The following is an 18,504-nucleotide window of genomic DNA, read 5'->3' on the forward strand; positions in this document are numbered from 1 at the left end:
TGGAGCGGTTGTTGTACGGCTCTTGTTCTTGGCTCCTTCTCCCGCTTGCGGGAGAAGGTTGGGATGAGGGCGCCTTTGCTGTTGCTTACATTATCGGTCGGTGCCGAAGGCCCTCACCCCAACCCCTCTCCCGCAAGCGGGAGAGGGGCTCAAGTCAGGCCGTTGCGATGAGTTTGGGCGGCGCCTGCTGCGTGCGATGCACCCGATTAGCCACCTCCAGCCAAGCCAGCGCGCTGGCTTCGATGATGTCGGTGCTGGTGCCCGAACCGGTCAGCTCCACGCCGTTGACGCGCGCGGTCACGCTGGCCTGGCCTTGCGCGTCGTCGCCGGTGGTCACGCTGGACACGTTGTAGCTGTCGATGCGCAAAGCCACGCCGGTGGCGCGCGCCAGCGCCGCGAACAAGGCGTGCACCGGGCCGTCGCCGACCGCCGCTTCGCTGACGGTGGAGCCGTCGGGTTCGACCAGTTGCACGCTCGCCGTCGGCAGGCTGCCGTCGGAGACGCCGGTGCTGACGTGGGCGCGCACCAGGCGATAGCCGCGCGCGGCCTTGGCGTCGGCGCCCAGCACCAGCGCTTCCAGATCGGCGTCGAACACTTCGCGCTTCTTCTCGGCCAGGGCCTTGAAGCTGGCGAACACCGTGTTCAAGCGCGCTTCGTCCAGGCTGAAACCCAGGGTCTGCAGGCGATCGTTCAAGGCGGCGCGACCGCTGTGGCGGCCCATCACCATCTGCGATTCGGCCCAGCCCACGTCTTCCGGATTCATGATTTCGTAGGTGCCGCGATGCTTGAGCATGCCGTGCTGGTGGATGCCCGACTCGTGCGCGAACGCGTTCTGGCCGACGATGGCCTTGTTGCGCTGGACCACCATGCCGGTGATGCGCGAGAGCAGGCGCGAGGTCGGCACCAGCCGGCGCGTGTCGATGCGGGTGGTCGCGCCGTAATAAGCGTTGCGCACGCGCAGCGCCATCACCAGCTCTTCCAGCGCGCAGTTGCCGGCGCGTTCGCCGATGCCGTTGATGGTGCATTCGACCTGGCGCGCGCCGCCTTCGATCGCGGCCAGGCTGTTGGCGACGGCCAGGCCCAGGTCGTTATGGCAGTGCGCGCTGAACACCGCCTTGTCGGCGCCCTGGACGTTGGCGCGCAGGTATTCGAACAAGGCGCGGATTTCGCCGGGCGTGGTGTAGCCCACAGTGTCGGGAATGTTCAGGGTGCGCGCGCCGGCGGCGACCGCGGCGCTGCACACTTCGACCAGATATTCGTGCTCGGTGCGCAGCGCGTCCTCGCAGGAGAATTCGACATCATCGACATAGCGGCGCGCCTGCTCGACCGCGGCGACCGCGCGCTCCAGCACCTGCTGCTTGTCCAGGTTGAGCTTGTGCTGGCGGTGCAGCGGGCTGGTCGAGATGAACACGTGGATGCGCGGCTTGGCCGCGCCTTCGAGCGCGCGCGCGCAGGCTTCGATGTCGCCCGGATGGCAGCGCGCCAGGGTGGCGAGGGTGGAGCCGCGCACTTCGCGCACGATCGCGCGCGTGCCTTCCAGATCGGCCTCGGAGCTGGCCGGGAAGCCGGCTTCGATCACGTCCACGCCGAGTTCCGACAGCGCGTGGGCGAAGCGCAGCTTCTGGCTCGCGGTCATGCTGCAGCCGGGCGATTGCTCGCCGTCGCGCAGGCTGGTGTCGAAGATGGTGACGTGTTGGGAGGCCTCGGTAATGGGCGTTACCGGACCGGGCGAGTCGTTCATGCGGGAATTTCCTCTGTTACGACTGGATGCTGGGAATGGTTTGCGACGACGGCGTCGGGCTGCGTGGCCCTGCGCTCGAATGACAGGTTGGCGAGCTTGTAAATGTCCGCCTCGACGGTTGCGGTTTCGCGACCGGCGGCGTCGCGGGTGCGGCGGCGCGGACGGCGCGGTGCGCGCGGTCGCACTTCCGAGAGCAGGCGCGCGAGCACGCCGGCATCGAGATTGCCGCCGGAGACCACCGCGCACTTGCGCTTGCCGGCGATGCGGCGGCCGGCGGCCAGCGCCAGGGCGCCGGCGCCCTCGGCGATGATGTGTTCTTCCAGGGCCAGCCGGACCAGGGTTTCGCGCAGCTCGGCTTCGCGCACGATGACCACGTCGTCCAGCAGCGTGCTCAGCACGCGCTCGGTGAGGCGGCCGGGGTCCTTGACCCGCACGCCGTCGGCCAGGGTCGCGGCCGGTTCGATCAGGCGGCGATCGCCGCGCAGCGCGCGCGCCATCGAGTCCACGCCTTCGACCTGCGCGCCGATCACGCGCACGCGGCGCGCGGCGGCCGAGCCCGACAGCAATTCGGATTTCAACGCCAGCGCGACGCCGGCGGCCAGGCCGCCGCCGCCGATCGGCACCAGCACCACGTCGGGGGCGAACGCGGCCAGTTCCAGCGCTACCGTGCCTTGGCCGGCGATGACGTCGGGATCGTCGAAGGCCGACAGCAGGCGGTAATCGTGTTGTTGCGCCAGCTCGATCGCGAAGGCCTTGGCTTCGTCGTAGGTGTCGCCGTGCAGGCGCACGGTCGCGCCCCAGTGGGCGACGCCGGCGATCTTGGTCTGCGGCGCGGTGCGCGGCATCACCGTGATCGCGTTGACGCCCAGGCGGTACGCCGCCCAGGCCAGGCCTTGCGCGTGGTTGCCGGCGGAGGCGGCGATCACGGTGCGGTGATCGCCGCGTTCGCGCGCGGCCAGCAGCGCGTTCAAGGCGCCGCGCACCTTGTACGAACCGGTGCGCTGCAGGTTTTCCAGCTTCAACCAGCAGCCGAAACGTTCGGCGTGGTGCAGCGGCGTGGGATCCAGGTAGCGGCGCAGCCGCGCTTGCGCCGCCAACAGGTCGGCGGCGCTTACTTGGGCCATGCGGGCTACGTCGCCGTCCATGATCAGACCGCGGTCAGCCAGGAGGCGTAACGCGCTTCCTGCCCGCGCACCACGCGGCCGTACAGCGCCGCCAGTTCGCGCGTGACCGGGTTGTCGCCGAATTCGCGTCGATCCAGCACGGCGATCGCGGTGGCTTCGGCGGCGGTGCCGCAGACGAAGACTTCGTCCGCGTCCAGCAGCTCGTGCAGGGTCACTTCGCGAGACTCCGCGCCGGACAGCTCGATCATGGTGTCGCGGGTGATGCCCGGCAGCGCGTCGCGGTGATCGACCGAGGTGACCACGCCGTTCTTGACCATGAACACGTTGGCGCCGGTGCATTCGACGACGTAGCCCTTGTCGTCGGTGAACAGCGCCTCGTCGAAGCCGCGCTGCTTGGCTTCGCGCTTGGCCAGGATCGAGTTGACGTAGGCGCCGCTGAGCTTCAGCGGCGGCATCGAGGTGGCCGGATTGCGCTTCCACGGCGACACCGTCAGGCGCGTGCGCGCACCGCCCAGATGCACGACTTTCGCCATCGTCGCGATCATCAGGTGCTGGGTCAGCGGATCGACGTCCAGGCCGATGCTGCCGGTGCCCATCCAGGTCAGCGGACGGATGTAGGCGTCGCGGTGGCCGTTGGCGCGCAGCGTTGCCAGGGTGGCCTGGGTCGCGCGCTCGGCATCGAACTCGATGCCGAACATGTCCGCGCCCTTGCGCATGCGTTCCATGTGCTCGGGCAGGCGGAACACCGCCGCGCCGCCGTCGGCGGTGGCATAGCTGCGGATGCCTTCGAACACCGCGGTGCCGTAGTGCATGGCGTGGGTGGTCAGCGGCGCTTCCGGAGCGTTGCCGGCGATAAAATTTCCGTCGAACCAAATGACGGGTTGATCCGTCGGATTCGGGACTTCGCTCCGAGCATGGGACTCAGAACGTCCGGATCCGGTCGGCTTGCCCTCGCTCTGACTGGGCGCATAAGCCCGCTCACGAACCGCGGAAGCCGCGAAGCCTCCATGCGCCGCTTCCGTTGCGGCCGGTTGATTAGCGATTTCGGTGTTCAGCTGCATGGAGAAACCTCAACGGCAAGACAGTCGTAAAGCTTGGCGAGCTGGCTCTGCAAAGCGGTGTCGGCGCGATCGCCTTCCACCGTCATGCGCAGATGCCAGCGATCGCCGTCGGGTTGCGCTTCGCCGTCCACGGAGAGCGGACGGAAACCGCGGCGTTCGGCGGCGCCCAATACGCGTGCCAGCGCGCCTTCGGCCTGGCGCAGGGTCAGTTCAAGCTGGTATCGCATCGGCGTCCTCCTTTTCGGCGGTGGTGGGTGGCGTGAGGCTGGTGATGGCGTCCGCGTCGCCCGCTTCCGGGTCGAGCATCTGCGCGTTGTTGTGATTGGGCGGGACCAGCGGCCAGACGTTGGCGGCCTGGTCGATGGCCACGTGCAGCAGCACCGGGCCCGGGGTTTCCAGCATGTAGGTCAGCGCTTCCTCGACCGAGTCGGCGCGATCGACATACATCGCCTTGACCCCGAACGCGGCGGCCAGCGCGCAGAAGTCCGGGTTGTCGGACAGGTCGATCTCGGAATAGCGGCGTTCGAAGAACAGTTCCTGCCACTGCCGGACCATGCCCAGGGCCTGGTTGTCGAGCAGCACGATCTTCACCGGCAGGCGATAGCGCGCGATCGTCGCCAGCTCCTGCACGTTCATCAGGAACGAGCCGTCGCCGCTGACGCAGATCACCTGCGCCTGCGGGCTTTCCAGCTGAGCGCCCAACGCGGCCGGCACGCCGAAACCCATCGCGCCCAGCGCGCCGCTGGTCAGGTGCTTGCGCGGATCGTTGAACTGCCAGTGCTGCGCGACCCACATCTGATGCTGGCCGACATCGCACGAGACGATGGCTTCCGGCGCCAGTTCCGACAGGCGGCGCAGCAGGGCCGGCGCGTACACGGTTTCGCCGGGTGCGTCGTAGCGCGGCGCGCATTCGCGCTTGCGCTGCAGGCAGGTGTCGCGCCAGGCGCGGCGCGCGGCGCCGTTGCGGGCCTGCAGTTGCGCGGTGACCGGGGGCGTCAGCGCGTCCAGCGAGCGGCGCAGGTCGCCGTTGACCGCGGCGTCGGCGTGACGCAGCTTGCCGATCTCGCAGGCGTCCAGATCCATGTGCACCACGCGCGCATTCGGCGCGAACTCGTCCAGCTTGCCGGTGGCGCGGTCGTCGAAACGCGCGCCGACCACGATCAGCAGATCGCATTCCTGCACGGACAGATTCGCCGCGCGGTTGCCGTGCATGCCCAGCATGCCCAGGTTCAGGGCGTGATCGGCCGGCAGCGCGCCCAGTCCCTTCAAGGTCAGCACGGACGGAATCTGGCTGCCCTCGACGAAGGCGCGGAACGATTCGACCGCATCGCCGAGGGCGATGCCGCCGCCGCCGTACACCAGCGGTTTGCGTGCGTGCGCGATCAGCGCGGCGGCTTCGTGATACGCAGCGTCGGCCGCGGCCGGCACCGGATCGGTCGGCAGCGGCACGTGCGCGGGCAGATGCGAGGCGTCCTGGTTCTGCACGTCCTTGGGCAGATCGATCAGCACCGGGCCGGGGCGGCCCGAACGCGCCAGGCGGAAGGCTTCGCCGACGATGCGCGGCAGGTCATCGACCTTACGCGCGATGAAGCTGTGCTTGACGATCGGCATGGTCATGCCGAACACGTCCAGTTCCTGGAACGCATCGGTGCCCATCAGCGTGGTCGCGACTTGACCGGTGATGGCGACCATCGGCACCGAGTCCAGCATTGCATCGGCGATGCCGGTGACCAGGTTGGACGCGCCGGGTCCGGAAGTGGCTACGCAAACGCCGACTCGCCCGCTGGCACGGGCGTAGCCGTTCGCCGCGAAAGCCGCGCCTTGCTCGTGACGGACCAGGATGTGCTTCAGGTCCGACCCGTGCAGGGCATCGTAGAAAGGCATGATCGTGCCGCCCGGATAACCGAACAGAACGTCGACGCCTTCTGCGGCCAGTGCTTGCACCAGCCAGCGGGCACCGTTCATCAGGCAGCCTCTTCCTGTCGTTCGCCGCGTGTGGCGGCGGGAGCGGCGGTCTGCGCCTTGGGCGCGTTGTCCAGCCACTTCATGTTGGCGCGCAGTTTCTTGCCGACCGCTTCGATCGGGTGCTCCAGATCGCCCTGCTTGAGCGCCTTGTAGTTGGCGTTGCCGGCGGCGTATTCGGCGATCCACTGCCTGGCGAAGGTGCCGTCCTGGATTTCGGTCAGGACTTTGCGCATCTGCGCTTTGGTGTGGTCATCGACGATGTAGGTGCCGCGGGTCAGCGCGCCGTACTGCGCGGTCTCGCTGATGAACTCGTGCATGCGGGTGACGCCGCCTTCGTAGAACAGGTCCACGATCAGCTTCAGTTCGTGCAGGCATTCGTAGTAGGCCACTTCCGGCTGGTAACCGGCTTCGACCAGGGTTTCCCAGCCGGCCTGGACCAGCTTGGTCGCGCCGCCGCACAGCACGGCTTGTTCGCCGAACAGATCGGTTTCGGTCTCTTCCTTGAAGGTGGTCTTGATCGCGTTCTGGCGCGCGCCGCCGATGCCGCCGCAGTAGGTCAGGGCGAACTCTTCCGCGCGGCCGGTCTTGTCCTGATGCACGGCATAGACGCTGGGCACGCCGCGGCCGATTTCGTATTCGCGGCGCACCAGCGCGCCCGGGCCCTTCGGCGCGACCAGCACCACGTCGAGATCGGCGCGCGGCGCGATCTGGCCGTAATGCACGTTGAAGCCGTGCGCGAACAGCAGGCAGGCGCCTTGCTTGATGTTGGGCTCGATGACATCGCGATACAGCTGCGGCTGAACCATGTCGGGCGTCAGCACCGCGACCAGCTCGGCTTCGGCGACCGCTTCGGCCGGAGTCTTGACGGTGAAGCCGTCGGCCTTGGCCTTCAGCTCGGTCGGGCCGCCCGGACGCAGGCCTACGGTGACGTCGAAGCCGGAATCGCGAAGGTTGAGCGCGTGCGCGCGGCCTTGGCTGCCGTAGCCGACGATGGCGATCTTGGGGCGGAAGCTCGTTGCTGTCATGTCTGTGGTCTCGGGAAGGGGAGGAACGAGTTGAGAGGAGTGAGTGGTGAGTGGCGATCAGGCGGGTTCGGTTGCGGGTTCTTCGATCAGGGTGGCTTCGATTCTTTTCGCCGGCGGCGATTGCAGCGGGCCGGGCGCGGTCACCGCGCCCTGCGAGGCCGAGCCGACCAGTCGCGCGTACTTGGCCAGCACGCCGGTGGTCACGCGCGGCGCGATCCGCGCCGGTTCGCGCGAGGACAGATCGGCGGCGACCTCCAACTTGCGCGTCTTGACGTCGATGCTGACGCGGTCGCCTTCGCGCAGGCGCGCGATCGGCCCGCCGTGCGCGGCTTCCGGCGAGATGTGGCCGACCATGAAGCCGTGCGTAGCGCCGCTGAAGCGGCCGTCGGTGATCAAGGCGACGTCGTTGCTCAGGCCCTGGCCGACCAGGGCCGCGGTCACCGCCAGCATTTCGCGCATGCCCGGGCCGCCGGTGGGGCCTTCGAAGCGGATCACCACGATGTCGCCGGCCTGGATCTGCCGCGCCTGCACTGCGGCGAAGGCGGCTTCTTCCGAATCGAACACCCGCGCCGGGCCTTCGAAATGTTCGCGGCCGTGGCCGGCCAGCTTGAGGATGCAGCCTTCCGGCGCCAGGTTGCCGTAGATGATCGAGTAACCGCCGCGCGGCTTGATCGGATCGTTGACCGGACGCACGACGTCCTGCACATCGGCCATCACCGCTTCGGACAGCTCCTGGAAAAAGGAACGGCCGGTGACCGTGGGAATATCCTCGATCAGACCGGCCGTCTTCAGCTCGCGCGCCACCAGCGCCGCGCCGCCGAATTCGAACATTTCCGCGGCGGTGTAGCGTCCGCCGGGTTTCAGGTCGGCGATCACCGGCGTATGCGCGGCGGCTTCGAACTCTTCCAGGTCGAAGGCGACGCCGGCTTCGTGCGCGATCGCCAGCAGATGCAGCGCGGCGTTGGTCGAACCGGCGGTGGCCGAGACCGCGCGCGCGGCGTTGCGCAGCGCATCCACGCTCAGCAGCGCGCGCGGGGTCGGGCCGCCGTTGCGCAGTTGCTGCATGACCAGTTCGCCGCACAGGCGCGCGGCTTCGGGCTTGTCTTCGTGGATCGCCGGGATGTCGTTGTAGCCCAGCGGCGACAAGCCCAGGAAGGTCAGCACCATCGCCATGGTGTTGGCGGTAAACTGGCCGCCGCAGGCGCCGGCACCGGGGCAGGCGTGCGATTCGATGCGATGCAGTTCGCTGTCGTCGATGCGCCCGGCCGAATGCGCGCCGACCGCTTCGAACACGTCCTGCACGGTCAGCGGCTTGTCGTCGCTCTGGCCTTTCTTCGACGGGCAATGGCCCGGCATGATCGTGCCGCCGTAGAGGATCACGGTCGGGATATCCAGGCGCGCGGCGGCCATCGCCGCGGCCGGGATGGTCTTGTCGCAGCCGACCAGCAGCACCATCGCGTCCAGGCAGTGGCCGGACACGGCCAGCTCGATCGAATCGGCGATGGTTTCGCGCGAAGCCAGCGACGCGCGCATGCCGTCGGTGCCCATCGCGATGCCGTCGGTGACGGCGATGGTGTTGAACTCGATCGGCGTGCCGCCGCCGTCGTGCACGCCGCGGCGCACATGCTGGGCCAGATCGCGCAGGGTGATGTTGCACGGCGAGACGTCGGACCAGGTGTGGACGACGGCGACCAGCGGTCTGGCGATGGCCGCGTCGTCCAGGCCCGTGGCGCGCAGCATCGCGCGCGCGGGGGCTCGGGCCGGGCCTTGCTTGATGGCGTTGCTTCTCACGAACGGCGATTCCTTTGCTGCGAATCCTTCGCAGTGCCCGCACGTCCGCGTGCGGTGTTTTCAGGAACCCAGGGCCGTAAAACGAAAAACCCCGCGCCTTTTGGGCGCGGGGTTCAGGTTCTTTCGACCTTGGGTTGTGTGTTTTTCTACACGAACCCGCTTCCCGCGCTGATAAACCCGGTAATAAGTACGAGTACGAGAATGGTCGTGGCGATTGCGGGCGCAAGGCGGAGCAAGACGCGCGCGGCGTCGTTCGAGGCCTTGGCGGCCTGGAGCGAAGTCGTCTGCGGGTGGTTGCTGCGCTGCGTCATGGGGTCGAGAAGAGCATGTCGGTTCGGCGCTTGTCAATAGTTTCGTCGGCAACCAGCGCAACTCGCATAGCGCGTCACAGCTCGCCATTGCCGGATCGCCCATTGCGACCCGGGCTTGCAACGTCCGTGGCTCGGCCTGACTGACGGCGCCGACGGCTGCGCTTAATCAGGCAGGCATCCGCCTTTGTCGCCGCTGCCAGCCGGCCGGCGTGAGCGCAGGCTGGGTTCGGGCTGCAAGGGCGTCGAACCGCCCTGGTCGACGAACACCTCGACCCGGCAGCCGCCCGAGCCGCTGGCCAGTTCGGTTACGTAGCGCTGGCCGGCCTGCGGCACGAAGGTGGCGAACGCGGTGCAACTGCTGATGGTGCGGTTCGGGTAGCCGTAGGCAATCTGCCCGAGCAGGCTCAGGGTGAACTCCTTGCCCGCGTCGATCTTGGATTCGGCGTCGCCGCGGGGCCCCATGCCGAATCCCAAGCCGGACATGCCGACCATCCGGCCACCCGAACAGGTGCGCCCGTCGACGAAGGTGCGTGGGTACAAACGCATGGTGTCGGAGGGGTTGCGGATCGACAGCGTGGCGGAGCCTTCGGCGGTGGGCGGCTGATATGTGACGCACCCGGCCAGCGCCAATAGCGGGGCGATAGTCGCGGTAATGAATTGCTTGTTGACTCGTTTCACATGACCCCCTGTTGCGCTCGCATGCGGCGACGGCCGCGCGGCGGCGAGGATCATACGGCAGCGTCTGGACGGTCCGGTTGCGCGCGCAAATTCGATGTCGCTGGGCCATGGTCAGGAAGCCGGGGTCATGGAAGCGGTGCTGGCGCTGACTCCTTTCGCATGAAGAGCCGGATGCGACGCACGCGCCGCTGATTGCAGCGCGCGTGCGGATTCGCGTTGTTCAACGATCGCTGGCCAGCAGATACTCACGCAGTGCTGCATAGTCATCCGCCATCGCGTCGGCGGACGCCGGCCGGGCGAGCGACTCGGCTAACGCCGGCGGCGGCTCGACCGCATGCCCCACCAGCGGCTCGACGATGCTCTCGAACTTGGCCGGATGGGCGGTGGCGACCACCGCCCACGGCCGCTCGTCGCCTTGCGCGCGCAGCGTTTCCAGCAGATGCAGACCGGTCGCGGTATGCGGGCAGGGCACCACGCCGTGGCGTTGCGGCGCATTGCGAATGGTGTCGACGATGACGGCGTCGGCGATGCTCTGCGCCTGCGTGGCGCGGCGCAGTTCGGCGTCGTCGCGATGCCAATAGCGCAGCCGCTCGAAGTTGCTCGGCGCGCCCACGTCCATGGCATTGGCCAAGGTCGCCCGGGTCGGCTGGGCGAGATAGTCGGCGCCGGCGAAGTAGCGCGGCAAGGTGTCGTTGGCGTTGGTCGCCAGGCGGATCTCGCCGATCGGCAGGCCCATGCGCTTGGCGACGAAGGCCGCGCAGGCGTTGCCGAGGTTGCCGGTGGGCACGATGAAGTTCAGCGGCTCGCCGCGCTGGGCGTAGTGGCGACTGGCGGCGTGCGCGTAGTACGCCGCCTGCGGCAGCAGCCGGCCCAGGCTGATGCTGTTGGCCGAGCTCAACGGCCGCTGCGCGCGCAGAGCATCGTCGGACAACGCCTGCTTGGCCAAGCGTTGGCAAGCGTCGAAGTCGCCGTCCACGCGCAAGGCTTGCACGTTGTCGCCCCAGCAGCCCAGGCCGTGCGCCTGGCGCGGCGAGACGCGGCCGTCGGGATAGAGGATGACCACGTGGAAACCCGGGCGGCGATGAAACGCGGCGGCGACCGCGGCGCCGGTGTCGCCGGAGGTGGCGACCAGGATCGTCGTGGGCGCGGCGGTGTCCTCGCGCAATCCGGCCAGGGCTTCGGCGAGAAAGCGCGCGGCGTAGTCCTTGAACGCGGCGGTGGGGCCGTGGAACAGCTCCAGCAGCCAGTTGTCGGGTTGCGACAGCGGGCGCAGCGGCGCGTCGAAGGAAAACGCGCGCGCGCAGATCTCGCGCAGCGATTCGCGCAAGGCCGATTGTTCGAAGTAGGGCGCGAGGATCGCGTGCGCGGTCGCGTCCAGTCCGTCGGCGGCGAGCGGTTGCGACAGCGCGGGGAAACGTTCGGGCACGTACAGGCCGCCGTCGGGGGCGAGACCGGCCGACAAGGCCTGGTCGATCGCGGTGGGCGGCGTTCGTCCGCGGGTGCTCAGGAAATTCATGGAATGGACTCGCAGAGGGGGGAGAGGCTTTGGAGGGCTGGGCGGAAAAGCAAATCCCCCCTAGCCCCCCTTTTTCAAAGGGGGGAAGCGATAGGCGGGTTGCGAGGGATCGTCACCAGCGCACGAATGCGTTCCCCCCTTTGAAAAAGGGGGGCTAGGGGGGATTTGCTTTTGACCACAACCAACGCCCCCATCACACCGAGCCGATCACTTCCGCGCGCGGCCCCGCCACCGGCGTGACGTAAGCGCGCGAGTCGAAACCCGCGGCGGCGAAGGCGATACGCATCGCCGCCGCGGCGATCTGCGCCTGGGTCTTGGTTTCGAACCACGCGAAACAACTCGGCCCGGCGCCGGAAATGCTCGCGCCCAGCGCGCCGTGCTCCAACGCCGCCGCCTTGACCTCGGCGAACCCCGGAATCAGCGGCGCGCGCCGCGGTTCCACCAGCAGATCGACCAGGCCTTCGCGCAGCAACTGCGCATCGCCGCGCTGCAGGCCGGTCAGGAACAAGGCCAGGTGCGCGCTCTGCTTGACCACCTGCGACAGCGGATACGGATCGCTCAGCACCGCGCGCGCGCGGCGCGTCTCCAACACTTGATCCGGATGCACCACCACCGCGTACAACCAGTCCGGCACCGACAGCGCGATCATCCGCGTCGAAGTCGCCATGACCACGCCGCCGAGCAGCATCGGCGCGACGTTGTCGCCGTGGCGGCTGCCGCTGGACACCGATTCGCCGTCGAGCGCGAACTCGTACAAGGCCTCGCGCGACAGCGGCTGGGCGAGCAAGGCGTTGGCCGCGACCAAGGCGGCGACGCAGGACGCGGCCGAACCGCCGAGGCCGGACCCCAGCGCGATGCCCTTGTCCAATTCCAGTTCGAACCCGTGCGCCAGCCCGAGCTTTTCGCGCAACGAGATCAACGCCTGCCCGGCGGTGTTGCGCTCGGCCTGCAACGGCAGCGAATCCGCGCCCGGCACGTCGCCGCGGATCGCGCGGATGCGCACCACCGGTTCGGCGATGCGCCGCACCGTGGCGACATCGCGCGGGCCCTGGATCGAATGGCCGAGCACATCGAAACCCACGCCGATGTTGCCGACGCTGGCCGGCGCGAACGCGCGCACCTGCTGCGCCGAGGGCACTTGCGCGTCGTCGGAGCGGGCGGGGGAAGAAGGTGACGCAGCGCTCATGCGCGGGCTCCGAGGGTTTGCGCGATCGTCAGCATGTCGCCGAACACACCGGCGGCGGTGACGTCCGGCCCCGCACCGGGGCCTTGCACGACCAGCGGATTATCCGCGTAACGGCGGGTGCGGAACTGGATCAGGTTATCGGTCAGGGCGCCGTGCAGCGAAGCATGCCCCGGCGGCGGCGAGACCACGCCGACGCTGGCACGGCCGTCGCGATCGAGCCGGGCGATGTAGCGCAGGCTCAATCCGGCGGCGCGCGCGGCATCGAAACGCTGCTGCAACGGCGCGTCGAGTTCATGCAGGCGCTCGAAGAATTCGTCCTTGGATACGCCGCGCAGCGCTTCGGGCACCAGGCTTTCGACTTCGATCTGCTCCAGCGACAGGGCCCGCCCGGCTTCGCGCGCCAGGATCACCAGCTTGCGCGCGACGTCGGTGCCGGACAGGTCGTCGCGCGGATCGGGCTCGGTGTAGCCCAGCGCGTGCGCCTCGCGCACCAGTTCGGAAAACGCGGTCTGGCCGTCGTAGCGGTTGAACAGCCATGCCAGTGTGCCCGACAGGATGCCTTCGACCTCGGTCAGCTCATCGCCGGTGTCGAGCAGCGAACGCAGGGTCTGGATGATCGGCAGGCCGGCGCCGACGGTGGCTTCGTAACGGAACTGGCCGCCGTTGCGCGAGGCCTCGCGGATCGCCTCGTAACGCGCCAGCGGGCCGGCGCCGGCGTGCTTGCTCGGCGTGACCACGTGGATGCCGGCGGCGATCCACTGCGGGTAATACGCGGCGACCGCGTCGCTGCCGCTGCAATCGACGATCAGCGCATGCGGAATGTGCTCGGCGCGCACGTGCGCGGCGAAACGTTCCAGGTCCAGCGTTTCGGCGTCGGCGGCGAAGTTGTCGCCGGCGTCTTCGAAGGCCATCGCGCGCGGCGCCAGATGCATGCGCCGGCTGTCGGCCATCGCGCGCAGGCGCAGGTCCAGCTTGTACTGCGGGCGCGCATCGCGCTGCAGGCGCGGCTGCGCCGCGGCCAGTTGCGCGAGCAGCGCGCGGCCGACCTTGCCCGGGCCGATCAATCCGATCGAAATGCACTGAGGCGACAGCCAGAACGCCGAGTGCGCGGCGCGCAGCGCGCGGGTGGCGTCGCCCGCGGCGATCGCCACGGAGATGTTGCGTTCGCCCGCGCCCTGGGCGATCGCGCGCAGGTTGATGCGCGCCTTCGCCAGCCCGTCGAACAACTGCGCCGCCACGCCCGGCAGGCCGACCATGCCGTCTCCGACCGCGGCGAGCACGCAGATGTCCGGGGTGACGGTGACGTGTTGGGTCTGGCCGTCGGCCATGGCGTCGGCGAAGGCGGCGACGATCGCGTCGCGTCCGCGCGCGGCCTGATCGGCGCGCACGACCACGCAGATGGAATGTTCCGAGGAGCCTTGCGAAATCATCGTCACCGACACGCCGGCGCCGCGCAGCGCGCCGAACAGGCGCTCGGCGGTGCCGGGCACGCCGACCATGCCGTTGCCGACCAGTTCCAGCACGGCGAGATCGTGGACCAGACTCAGCCCCTTCACCGGCGTGCTGCCGTCGGCTTGCGGGCGCAGGCTGATCAAGGTGCCCGGCGCGCGTGGATTGCGGGTGTTGCGGATGCGCAGCGGAATGCCGCGCTGTTGCACCGGCGCCAGCGTCTGCGGGTGCAGCACCTTGGCGCCGAAGTAGGCCAGTTCGCAGGCTTCGGCATACGACATCGATGGCAGGCAGACCGCGTCGGGCACCAGGCGCGGATCGGCCGAAAGCACGCCGTCGACGTCGGTCCAGATGGTCAGCGCGTCGGCGTCGAACAGATTGGCGAAGATCGCCGCCGAGTAGTCGCTGCCGTTGCGGCCGAGCGTGGTGTCGCGGCCGTGCGCATCGCGGGCGACGAAGCCGGTGACGATCACATCGCGCGAGCGGTGCTGCTTGCGCCAGGCATCGAGGTTTTCGCGGCTGCGCGCCCAGTCCACGCCGACGCCCATTTCGCCCGGATGCACCACCAGCACGTCGCGCGCGTCCAGCCGCGTCCAGCCCGCGGTGTCGCCGCCGAGCGCGGCGTGCATGAGGTAGGAAGAAAGCACTTCGCCCAGGCCCGGCAGCGCCGCGGCCAAGGTGTCGTCGGGTTGCGTGCGCAGGCCGTCGATGGTTTCGCGCAAGCGCGCGAATTCGGCTTCGATCGCTTCGATTGTGCCGTGGCGGTCGTGCGGGTCCAGCGACTGCGCCGCTTCGACATGGCGCCGGCGCAGGACCGCCCAGGCCGGCGCCCAGTCCTGTCCGTCGAGCGCGCTGGAGACCAGCGCGACCAGCGCGTCGGTGACGCCCTGCATCGCCGAGACCACGACCACTCTTTCGCGCGAGCCGTCGTCGAGCAGGCCGACCGCGACGCGATAACGGGCGTCGTCGGCGAGGCTGCTGCCGCCGAATTTATGCGTATGACGGGCCGGGGCGACGGGTTCGGCGGCTACGGGCGCGTCGAGGTCGCTGGCGAGGGGTTCTTCAGCCACGGCCGCATCGGGCTGGGCATCGAAAGCGGCTTGGGGCGGGGCGGACGACATGGTGAAGCTCCTGTTGGAGCTCCGCGTTCCGGTCCGGGGTAGGGCGGCCAGCCCGCACCCGGATTCGGGTGCGGAGCGGCGTGGTCTGTTAGCTGGACACGCCCGTCCGCACCCCTGAAGAGGTGGTACCGGTACCGGTAGTGGTAATCGACATCGACCATACGCTCGATACCCGGCCGAGCGGCTGGGTCGATACGTTGCGGGCGATGGCGAAGGCGGGGTGCATGGGCTAGCAATACCGCGCCGTTGTGCGGCGCGTCAAGAGGGGCGATGAAGATTTGTGCGGGCGGGTGCGAAGGCCCCGGCGCCCGGCGCCCGGCGCGATGCGGCCGCCGGGCGGCGATATGCGCGCAGGTCACCGAGCCGGTGCCGGGGAATTTTTGCCTTCGGCCTGCGGACGCTCGTACGGCGCGGTGAGTTTGGCCTGGCCCAGGGCGTTCTGCTTGATCATGAAAGCCGCCAGCGTGCCGCCGGCGCTGGGCTCGATCTTGAGCTTGTCGATCTTCAAGGCCCACACCGTGAATTCGTAACGATGCAGCTTGCCCGGCGGCGGACACGGGCCGCCGTAGCCGGCCTGGCCGAAGTCGTTGCGGATCTGCAACGCGCCGGCCGGCAGGCCCGCGGTGCTGGCGCCGTGATCGAGCAGGTTGGCTTTCGCGGGAATGTTCACCACCAGCCAATGCCAGAAGCCGCTGCCGCCGGGTGCGTCGAGATCGTACACGGTGACCGCGAAGCTGCGGGTGCCGGCCGGCGGATTGCTCCACGCCAACCGCGGTGAGGTATTGCTGCCTTTGCAGCCCAGGACTTTGTGCACGAAGGCGTTGTCGATGCTCTGACCTTCGCGCAGGTCGGGGCTTTCCACGGTGAAGTCGGCGGCCTGCGCCAGCGGCGCCAGCAGCGACAGGGCAAGCGAAGCGATATGGCGGTGCAGCGTGTTCATGCGATGGATTCCATGAAAGGGCGACGCGATACGACGGTCCGGATCGTGCCCACATGATGCGCGAGTTCGGCGGGCTTTGCGCGAGCTTCGGGCGCGCGGCGATCGTCGCCGGGTTCGTGCATCGAAGCGGCTTCACCTGCGTGCGCGCCATCGATGCCGCGGTTTGCGCACGATCGTGCGGCCCGATGCGCGCGCGGCGATCTGTGCGCTCCGACCGTTTCTCGCTGAACGCTGAAATCCAGCGGTTTTACGCGCATTCCATTCTTGTGCGGATGTTGCAGCCGCAGTCTCATTTGTGCTTCGCCGATTTGACCGCGGTCGCACGACAGCGCTTGCGCGGACGGTCAGAGTCGTTGCGGCTCGCACCAACCCGGGTGGCCGCCGCGAGCGAATGTCCGCGTACGACGACGCGGTGGTCTGCCAGCGAGCCGCCCAATCAAACCTCGGGAGCAAGACGATGTCGAACAAGACAGGATCGAACCAGGCGTTTTCCAAGATGGGACTGGCACTGCTGACGTGTTGCGTGCTGGCCGCGATCAGCGGCGGCGCGGGCGCGGCCGAACGCGGCTTGAGCGGACAGGATCTGGTGTATTCGTACGACGAAATGTTCGACTTCGATATCGATGCGTATCTGGCCAAGAACGCGCCGCATCTGTCGCGGCACGCCGAATCGATCTCGCACTGGGCCGGTTACAGCGGCATCAGCCCGAAGGTGTTGATCGCGTTGATGGAGCAGCAGAGCGGCGCGATCACGCGCAAGCACGCCGCCGCCGACGCGGCCAAGCGTCCGTTCGGCGCGTTGGCGAAAGCGAAGGATTTCAACGGCCAGACCCGCGAAGTCGCGCAGGCCCTGCGCGAGGCGCTGTACGAGAACGACGGCCCCGACGCCAAGGGCGCGGTGACCGTGGCGCGCGCCAATCCGCTGCAGGCCTTGTTCGAGCGCGCCGGCGCCAGCCAGGCCAGCGCCAAACTCAGCGGCGACGGCGAGTTCCAACTGGTCTACGGCCGTTTGTTCAACGAGCCGCGCCAGGCCCAGGCGCCGTCGGCGCGCTTCGCCAAGGCCGGGCCGGATGTGCAGCCGCTGTCGCCCAACGGCCTGCTGCAATTCCCGTTCCCGCGCGGCGCGCGCTGGCATGTCGGCGGCGCGCATACCAACACCGGCTCGGGCAACTACCCGATGTCGTCGCTGGACATGTCGCTGGGCGGCGGCTGGGGCAGCAACCAGAGCAACACCTGGGTGTCGGCGTCGGCGAACGGTTCGTTCAAGCGCCACTCTTCGTGCTTCGCCGAGATCGTGCACAGCGGCGGCTGGTCCACGACCTACTACCATCTGATGAACATCCGCTACAACACCGGCGCGAACGTCGGCAGCAACACCGCCATCGCCAATCCGGCCAACACCCGGGCGCAGGCGCTGTGCAACGGCGGCAGCTCGACCGGTCCGCACGAGCATTGGTCGCTCAAGCTCAACGGCAGCTTCTATCACCTCAACGGCGCCTATCTGTCGGGCTACCGCATCACCGCCACCGGCAGCAGTTACGACACCAACTGCAGCCGCTTCTACCTGGCCAAGAACGGGCAGAACTACTGCTCCGGCTGGTTCACCAACCCGGGCCACTGAGGGCCGCGCGTTCGGCGCCCGCGCTTCAGCCGCCCCACGGCGGCGGGGGCGCGGGCACCGGATGGGTCAGGTCGAATTCGACCCGGAACAGGCGGCCGGGGCGCGAGAGTTCGTAGACGAAGCGCTGCGCGTCGATCTCCACCGCCCATACGTTCGGCACCGAGACTTCGCGGCCGAGTTTTCGGAACATGGCCTGGCTGTAGTCGTCGGCCGGGAATTCGTAGCGGCCGGCGCCGGCGTCGCCGCGTTGATCGCCGCCGTACATCGTCAAGGCGTCGGAACTGCCGTCGCGATGACGATGATCGTGCTTGAGACGCAGCCGGCCGTCGTGCGTGCTGATCACCCAGGTGCGCGAGCGATCGTCGCCGACATGGAACGGGATGCGGATCGCATCGGCGCCGCATTCGCGCACATGCATGATCAGGGTCTTGCCGGCGAATGGGTCCTCCGCGCTCTTGGGCGTGTCGGCGACGACGCGGCCGGCATAGGCGTGGCCGCACAGCGGCCGCAGCGCGGCGAGCGGGTCGGCGGCGACGGAGCCGCTCGCGGCATTCGCGCCCGTGCCCGGATCGGCAGGCTTGGGCGTGGGCGCCGCGCAGGCCGCCACGGTGAGGATCAGCGTCGTCGCCCACAGGACGCGGCGCGCGAAATAGGAGGGCGGCAGGCGCCGGTTCGAAGGACTGGGCATGGCCACACGCTAGCCGGCGCGGCCGCGGCGGGCAATCGGGCCGGTCGCGTCCGGGTTCACGGGGCGTGCCGGATGGCCCTGGCGCCGGTCGCGCCGGGTCCCGCTGAACGCCCGCGCATTGGCGCCGGCCCGCGTTTCCATGTCTAATGCGCACTGAAGCGGGGGTACCGCGGCGGCTTGCGCCGGCGGTTGAGACAGTCCCTTCGAACCTGATGCGGTTGACACCGCCGTAGGGAAGCTTCGCAAGACCCGGCTTTGCCGCGTCTGCGCGCGCCCGCTTCGTCCCG

At 68.8% G+C, this 18,504-nt stretch carries 14 protein-coding genes and 1 riboswitch; of the genes, 1 reads left to right on the plus strand and 13 read right to left on the minus strand.

The features are described from left to right. Nucleotides 1-154: 154 nt before the first annotated feature. From LG3211_RS03910 to LG3211_RS03965, 12 genes are all read right to left on the minus strand, one after another. Complete coding sequence (locus LG3211_RS03910; RefSeq protein ID WP_057941681.1) at nt 155-1,741, minus strand: 2-isopropylmalate synthase; 1,587 nt, start codon at nt 1,739-1,741, stop codon at nt 155-157. Beyond that, nucleotides 1,738-2,886 carry a threonine dehydratase gene (locus LG3211_RS03915; protein ID WP_083512294.1) on the minus strand — a complete coding sequence of 383 codons (1,149 nt, stop codon included), beginning with the start codon at nt 2,884-2,886 and terminating at the stop codon, nt 1,738-1,740. The genes LG3211_RS03910 and LG3211_RS03915 overlap by 4 nt, the downstream gene beginning before the upstream one ends. A gap of 2 nt (nt 2,887-2,888) precedes the next feature. Further along, complete coding sequence (locus LG3211_RS03920; protein ID WP_057941682.1) at nt 2,889-3,677, minus strand: aminotransferase class IV; 789 nt, start codon at nt 3,675-3,677, stop codon at nt 2,889-2,891. Between the two features lie 239 nt (nt 3,678-3,916). After that, nucleotides 3,917-4,153 carry an ACT domain-containing protein gene (locus tag LG3211_RS03925; RefSeq protein WP_036111253.1) on the minus strand — a complete coding sequence of 79 codons (237 nt, stop codon included), beginning with the start codon at nt 4,151-4,153 and terminating at the stop codon, nt 3,917-3,919. Beyond that, nucleotides 4,137-5,891 carry an acetolactate synthase 2 catalytic subunit gene (gene ilvG / locus LG3211_RS03930; protein WP_057941683.1) on the minus strand — a complete coding sequence of 585 codons (1,755 nt, stop codon included), beginning with the start codon at nt 5,889-5,891 and terminating at the stop codon, nt 4,137-4,139. The genes LG3211_RS03925 and ilvG overlap by 17 nt, the downstream gene beginning before the upstream one ends. Then, entirely contained in the window at nt 5,891-6,916 is a 1,026-nt protein-coding gene (gene ilvC, locus LG3211_RS03935) for a ketol-acid reductoisomerase (RefSeq protein WP_057941684.1), read from the minus strand. Before ilvC ends, ilvG begins: the two co-directional genes overlap by 1 nt. A gap of 57 nt (nt 6,917-6,973) precedes the next feature. Continuing rightward, nucleotides 6,974-8,707: a dihydroxy-acid dehydratase gene (gene ilvD / locus LG3211_RS03940; protein ID WP_057941685.1), complete on the minus strand. Its 1,734-nt coding sequence runs from the start codon at nt 8,705-8,707 to the stop codon at nt 6,974-6,976. 473 nt (nt 8,708-9,180) lie between these two features. After that, nucleotides 9,181-9,750 (minus strand): hypothetical protein, encoded by a 570-nt coding sequence (locus LG3211_RS03945; RefSeq protein ID WP_148648736.1) that lies wholly within the window; start codon nt 9,748-9,750, stop codon nt 9,181-9,183. A 166-nt stretch (nt 9,751-9,916) separates the two neighbouring features. Continuing rightward, nucleotides 9,917-11,212 (minus strand): threonine synthase, encoded by a 1,296-nt coding sequence (gene thrC / locus LG3211_RS03950; RefSeq protein WP_057941687.1) that lies wholly within the window; start codon nt 11,210-11,212, stop codon nt 9,917-9,919. 193 nt (nt 11,213-11,405) lie between these two features. After that, nucleotides 11,406-12,398: a homoserine kinase gene (locus LG3211_RS03955; protein WP_083512296.1), complete on the minus strand. Its 993-nt coding sequence runs from the start codon at nt 12,396-12,398 to the stop codon at nt 11,406-11,408. Continuing rightward, a complete protein-coding gene (thrA, locus tag LG3211_RS03960) occupies nt 12,395-14,968 on the minus strand; it encodes a bifunctional aspartate kinase/homoserine dehydrogenase I (protein WP_083512297.1) in 2,574 nt (857 codons plus the stop codon). Before thrA ends, LG3211_RS03955 begins: the two co-directional genes overlap by 4 nt. Nucleotides 14,969-15,323: 355 nt before the next feature. Beyond that, a complete protein-coding gene (locus tag LG3211_RS03965) occupies nt 15,324-15,908 on the minus strand; it encodes a YbhB/YbcL family Raf kinase inhibitor-like protein (RefSeq protein WP_057941689.1) in 585 nt (194 codons plus the stop codon). Nucleotides 15,909-16,365: 457 nt separating this feature from the next. On the opposite strand from LG3211_RS03965, the gene LG3211_RS03970 reads away from it, so the two are divergent. Then, complete coding sequence (locus LG3211_RS03970; protein ID WP_057941690.1) at nt 16,366-17,529, plus strand: M23 family metallopeptidase; 1,164 nt, start codon at nt 16,366-16,368, stop codon at nt 17,527-17,529. Between the two features lie 25 nt (nt 17,530-17,554). On the opposite strand, the gene LG3211_RS03975 is transcribed toward LG3211_RS03970, so the two are convergent. Next, on the minus strand, nt 17,555-18,217 hold the full coding sequence (locus LG3211_RS03975; protein ID WP_057941691.1) for a hypothetical protein: 663 nt from the start codon (nt 18,215-18,217) through the stop codon (nt 17,555-17,557). 150 nt (nt 18,218-18,367) lie between these two features. Then, nucleotides 18,368-18,471, plus strand: a riboswitch (TPP riboswitch). Nucleotides 18,472-18,504 lie beyond the last annotated feature (33 nt).

This window comes from Lysobacter gummosus (assembly GCF_001442805.1).
GTDB lineage: Bacteria > Pseudomonadota > Gammaproteobacteria > Xanthomonadales > Xanthomonadaceae > Lysobacter > Lysobacter gummosus.

Excerpts from the sequence above, each read along its gene's own strand:
- LG3211_RS03910 (WP_057941681.1), bottom strand. The coding sequence starts at position 1,741 with ATGAACGACTCGCCCGGTCCGGTAACGCCCATTACCGAGGCCTCCCAA.
- LG3211_RS03915 (WP_083512294.1), bottom strand. The coding sequence starts at position 2,886 with ATGGACGGCGACGTAGCCCGCATGGCCCAAGTAAGCGCCGCCGACCTG.
- LG3211_RS03920 (WP_057941682.1), bottom strand. The coding sequence starts at position 3,677 with ATGCACTACGGCACCGCGGTGTTCGAAGGCATCCGCAGCTATGCCACC.
- LG3211_RS03925 (WP_036111253.1), bottom strand. The coding sequence starts at position 4,153 with ATGCGATACCAGCTTGAACTGACCCTGCGCCAGGCCGAAGGCGCGCTG.
- ilvG (WP_057941683.1), bottom strand. The coding sequence starts at position 5,891 with ATGAACGGTGCCCGCTGGCTGGTGCAAGCACTGGCCGCAGAAGGCGTC.
- ilvC (WP_057941684.1), bottom strand. The coding sequence starts at position 6,916 with ATGACAGCAACGAGCTTCCGCCCCAAGATCGCCATCGTCGGCTACGGC.
- LG3211_RS03945 (WP_148648736.1), bottom strand. The coding sequence starts at position 9,750 with ATGATCCTCGCCGCCGCGCGGCCGTCGCCGCATGCGAGCGCAACAGGG.
- thrC (WP_057941687.1), bottom strand. The coding sequence starts at position 11,212 with ATGAATTTCCTGAGCACCCGCGGACGAACGCCGCCCACCGCGATCGAC.
- LG3211_RS03955 (WP_083512296.1), bottom strand. The coding sequence starts at position 12,398 with ATGAGCGCTGCGTCACCTTCTTCCCCCGCCCGCTCCGACGACGCGCAA.
- thrA (WP_083512297.1), bottom strand. The coding sequence starts at position 14,968 with ATGTCGTCCGCCCCGCCCCAAGCCGCTTTCGATGCCCAGCCCGATGCG.
- LG3211_RS03965 (WP_057941689.1), bottom strand. The coding sequence starts at position 15,908 with ATGAACACGCTGCACCGCCATATCGCTTCGCTTGCCCTGTCGCTGCTG.
- LG3211_RS03970 (WP_057941690.1), top strand. The coding sequence starts at position 16,366 with ATGTCGAACAAGACAGGATCGAACCAGGCGTTTTCCAAGATGGGACTG.
- LG3211_RS03975 (WP_057941691.1), bottom strand. The coding sequence starts at position 18,217 with ATGCCCAGTCCTTCGAACCGGCGCCTGCCGCCCTCCTATTTCGCGCGC.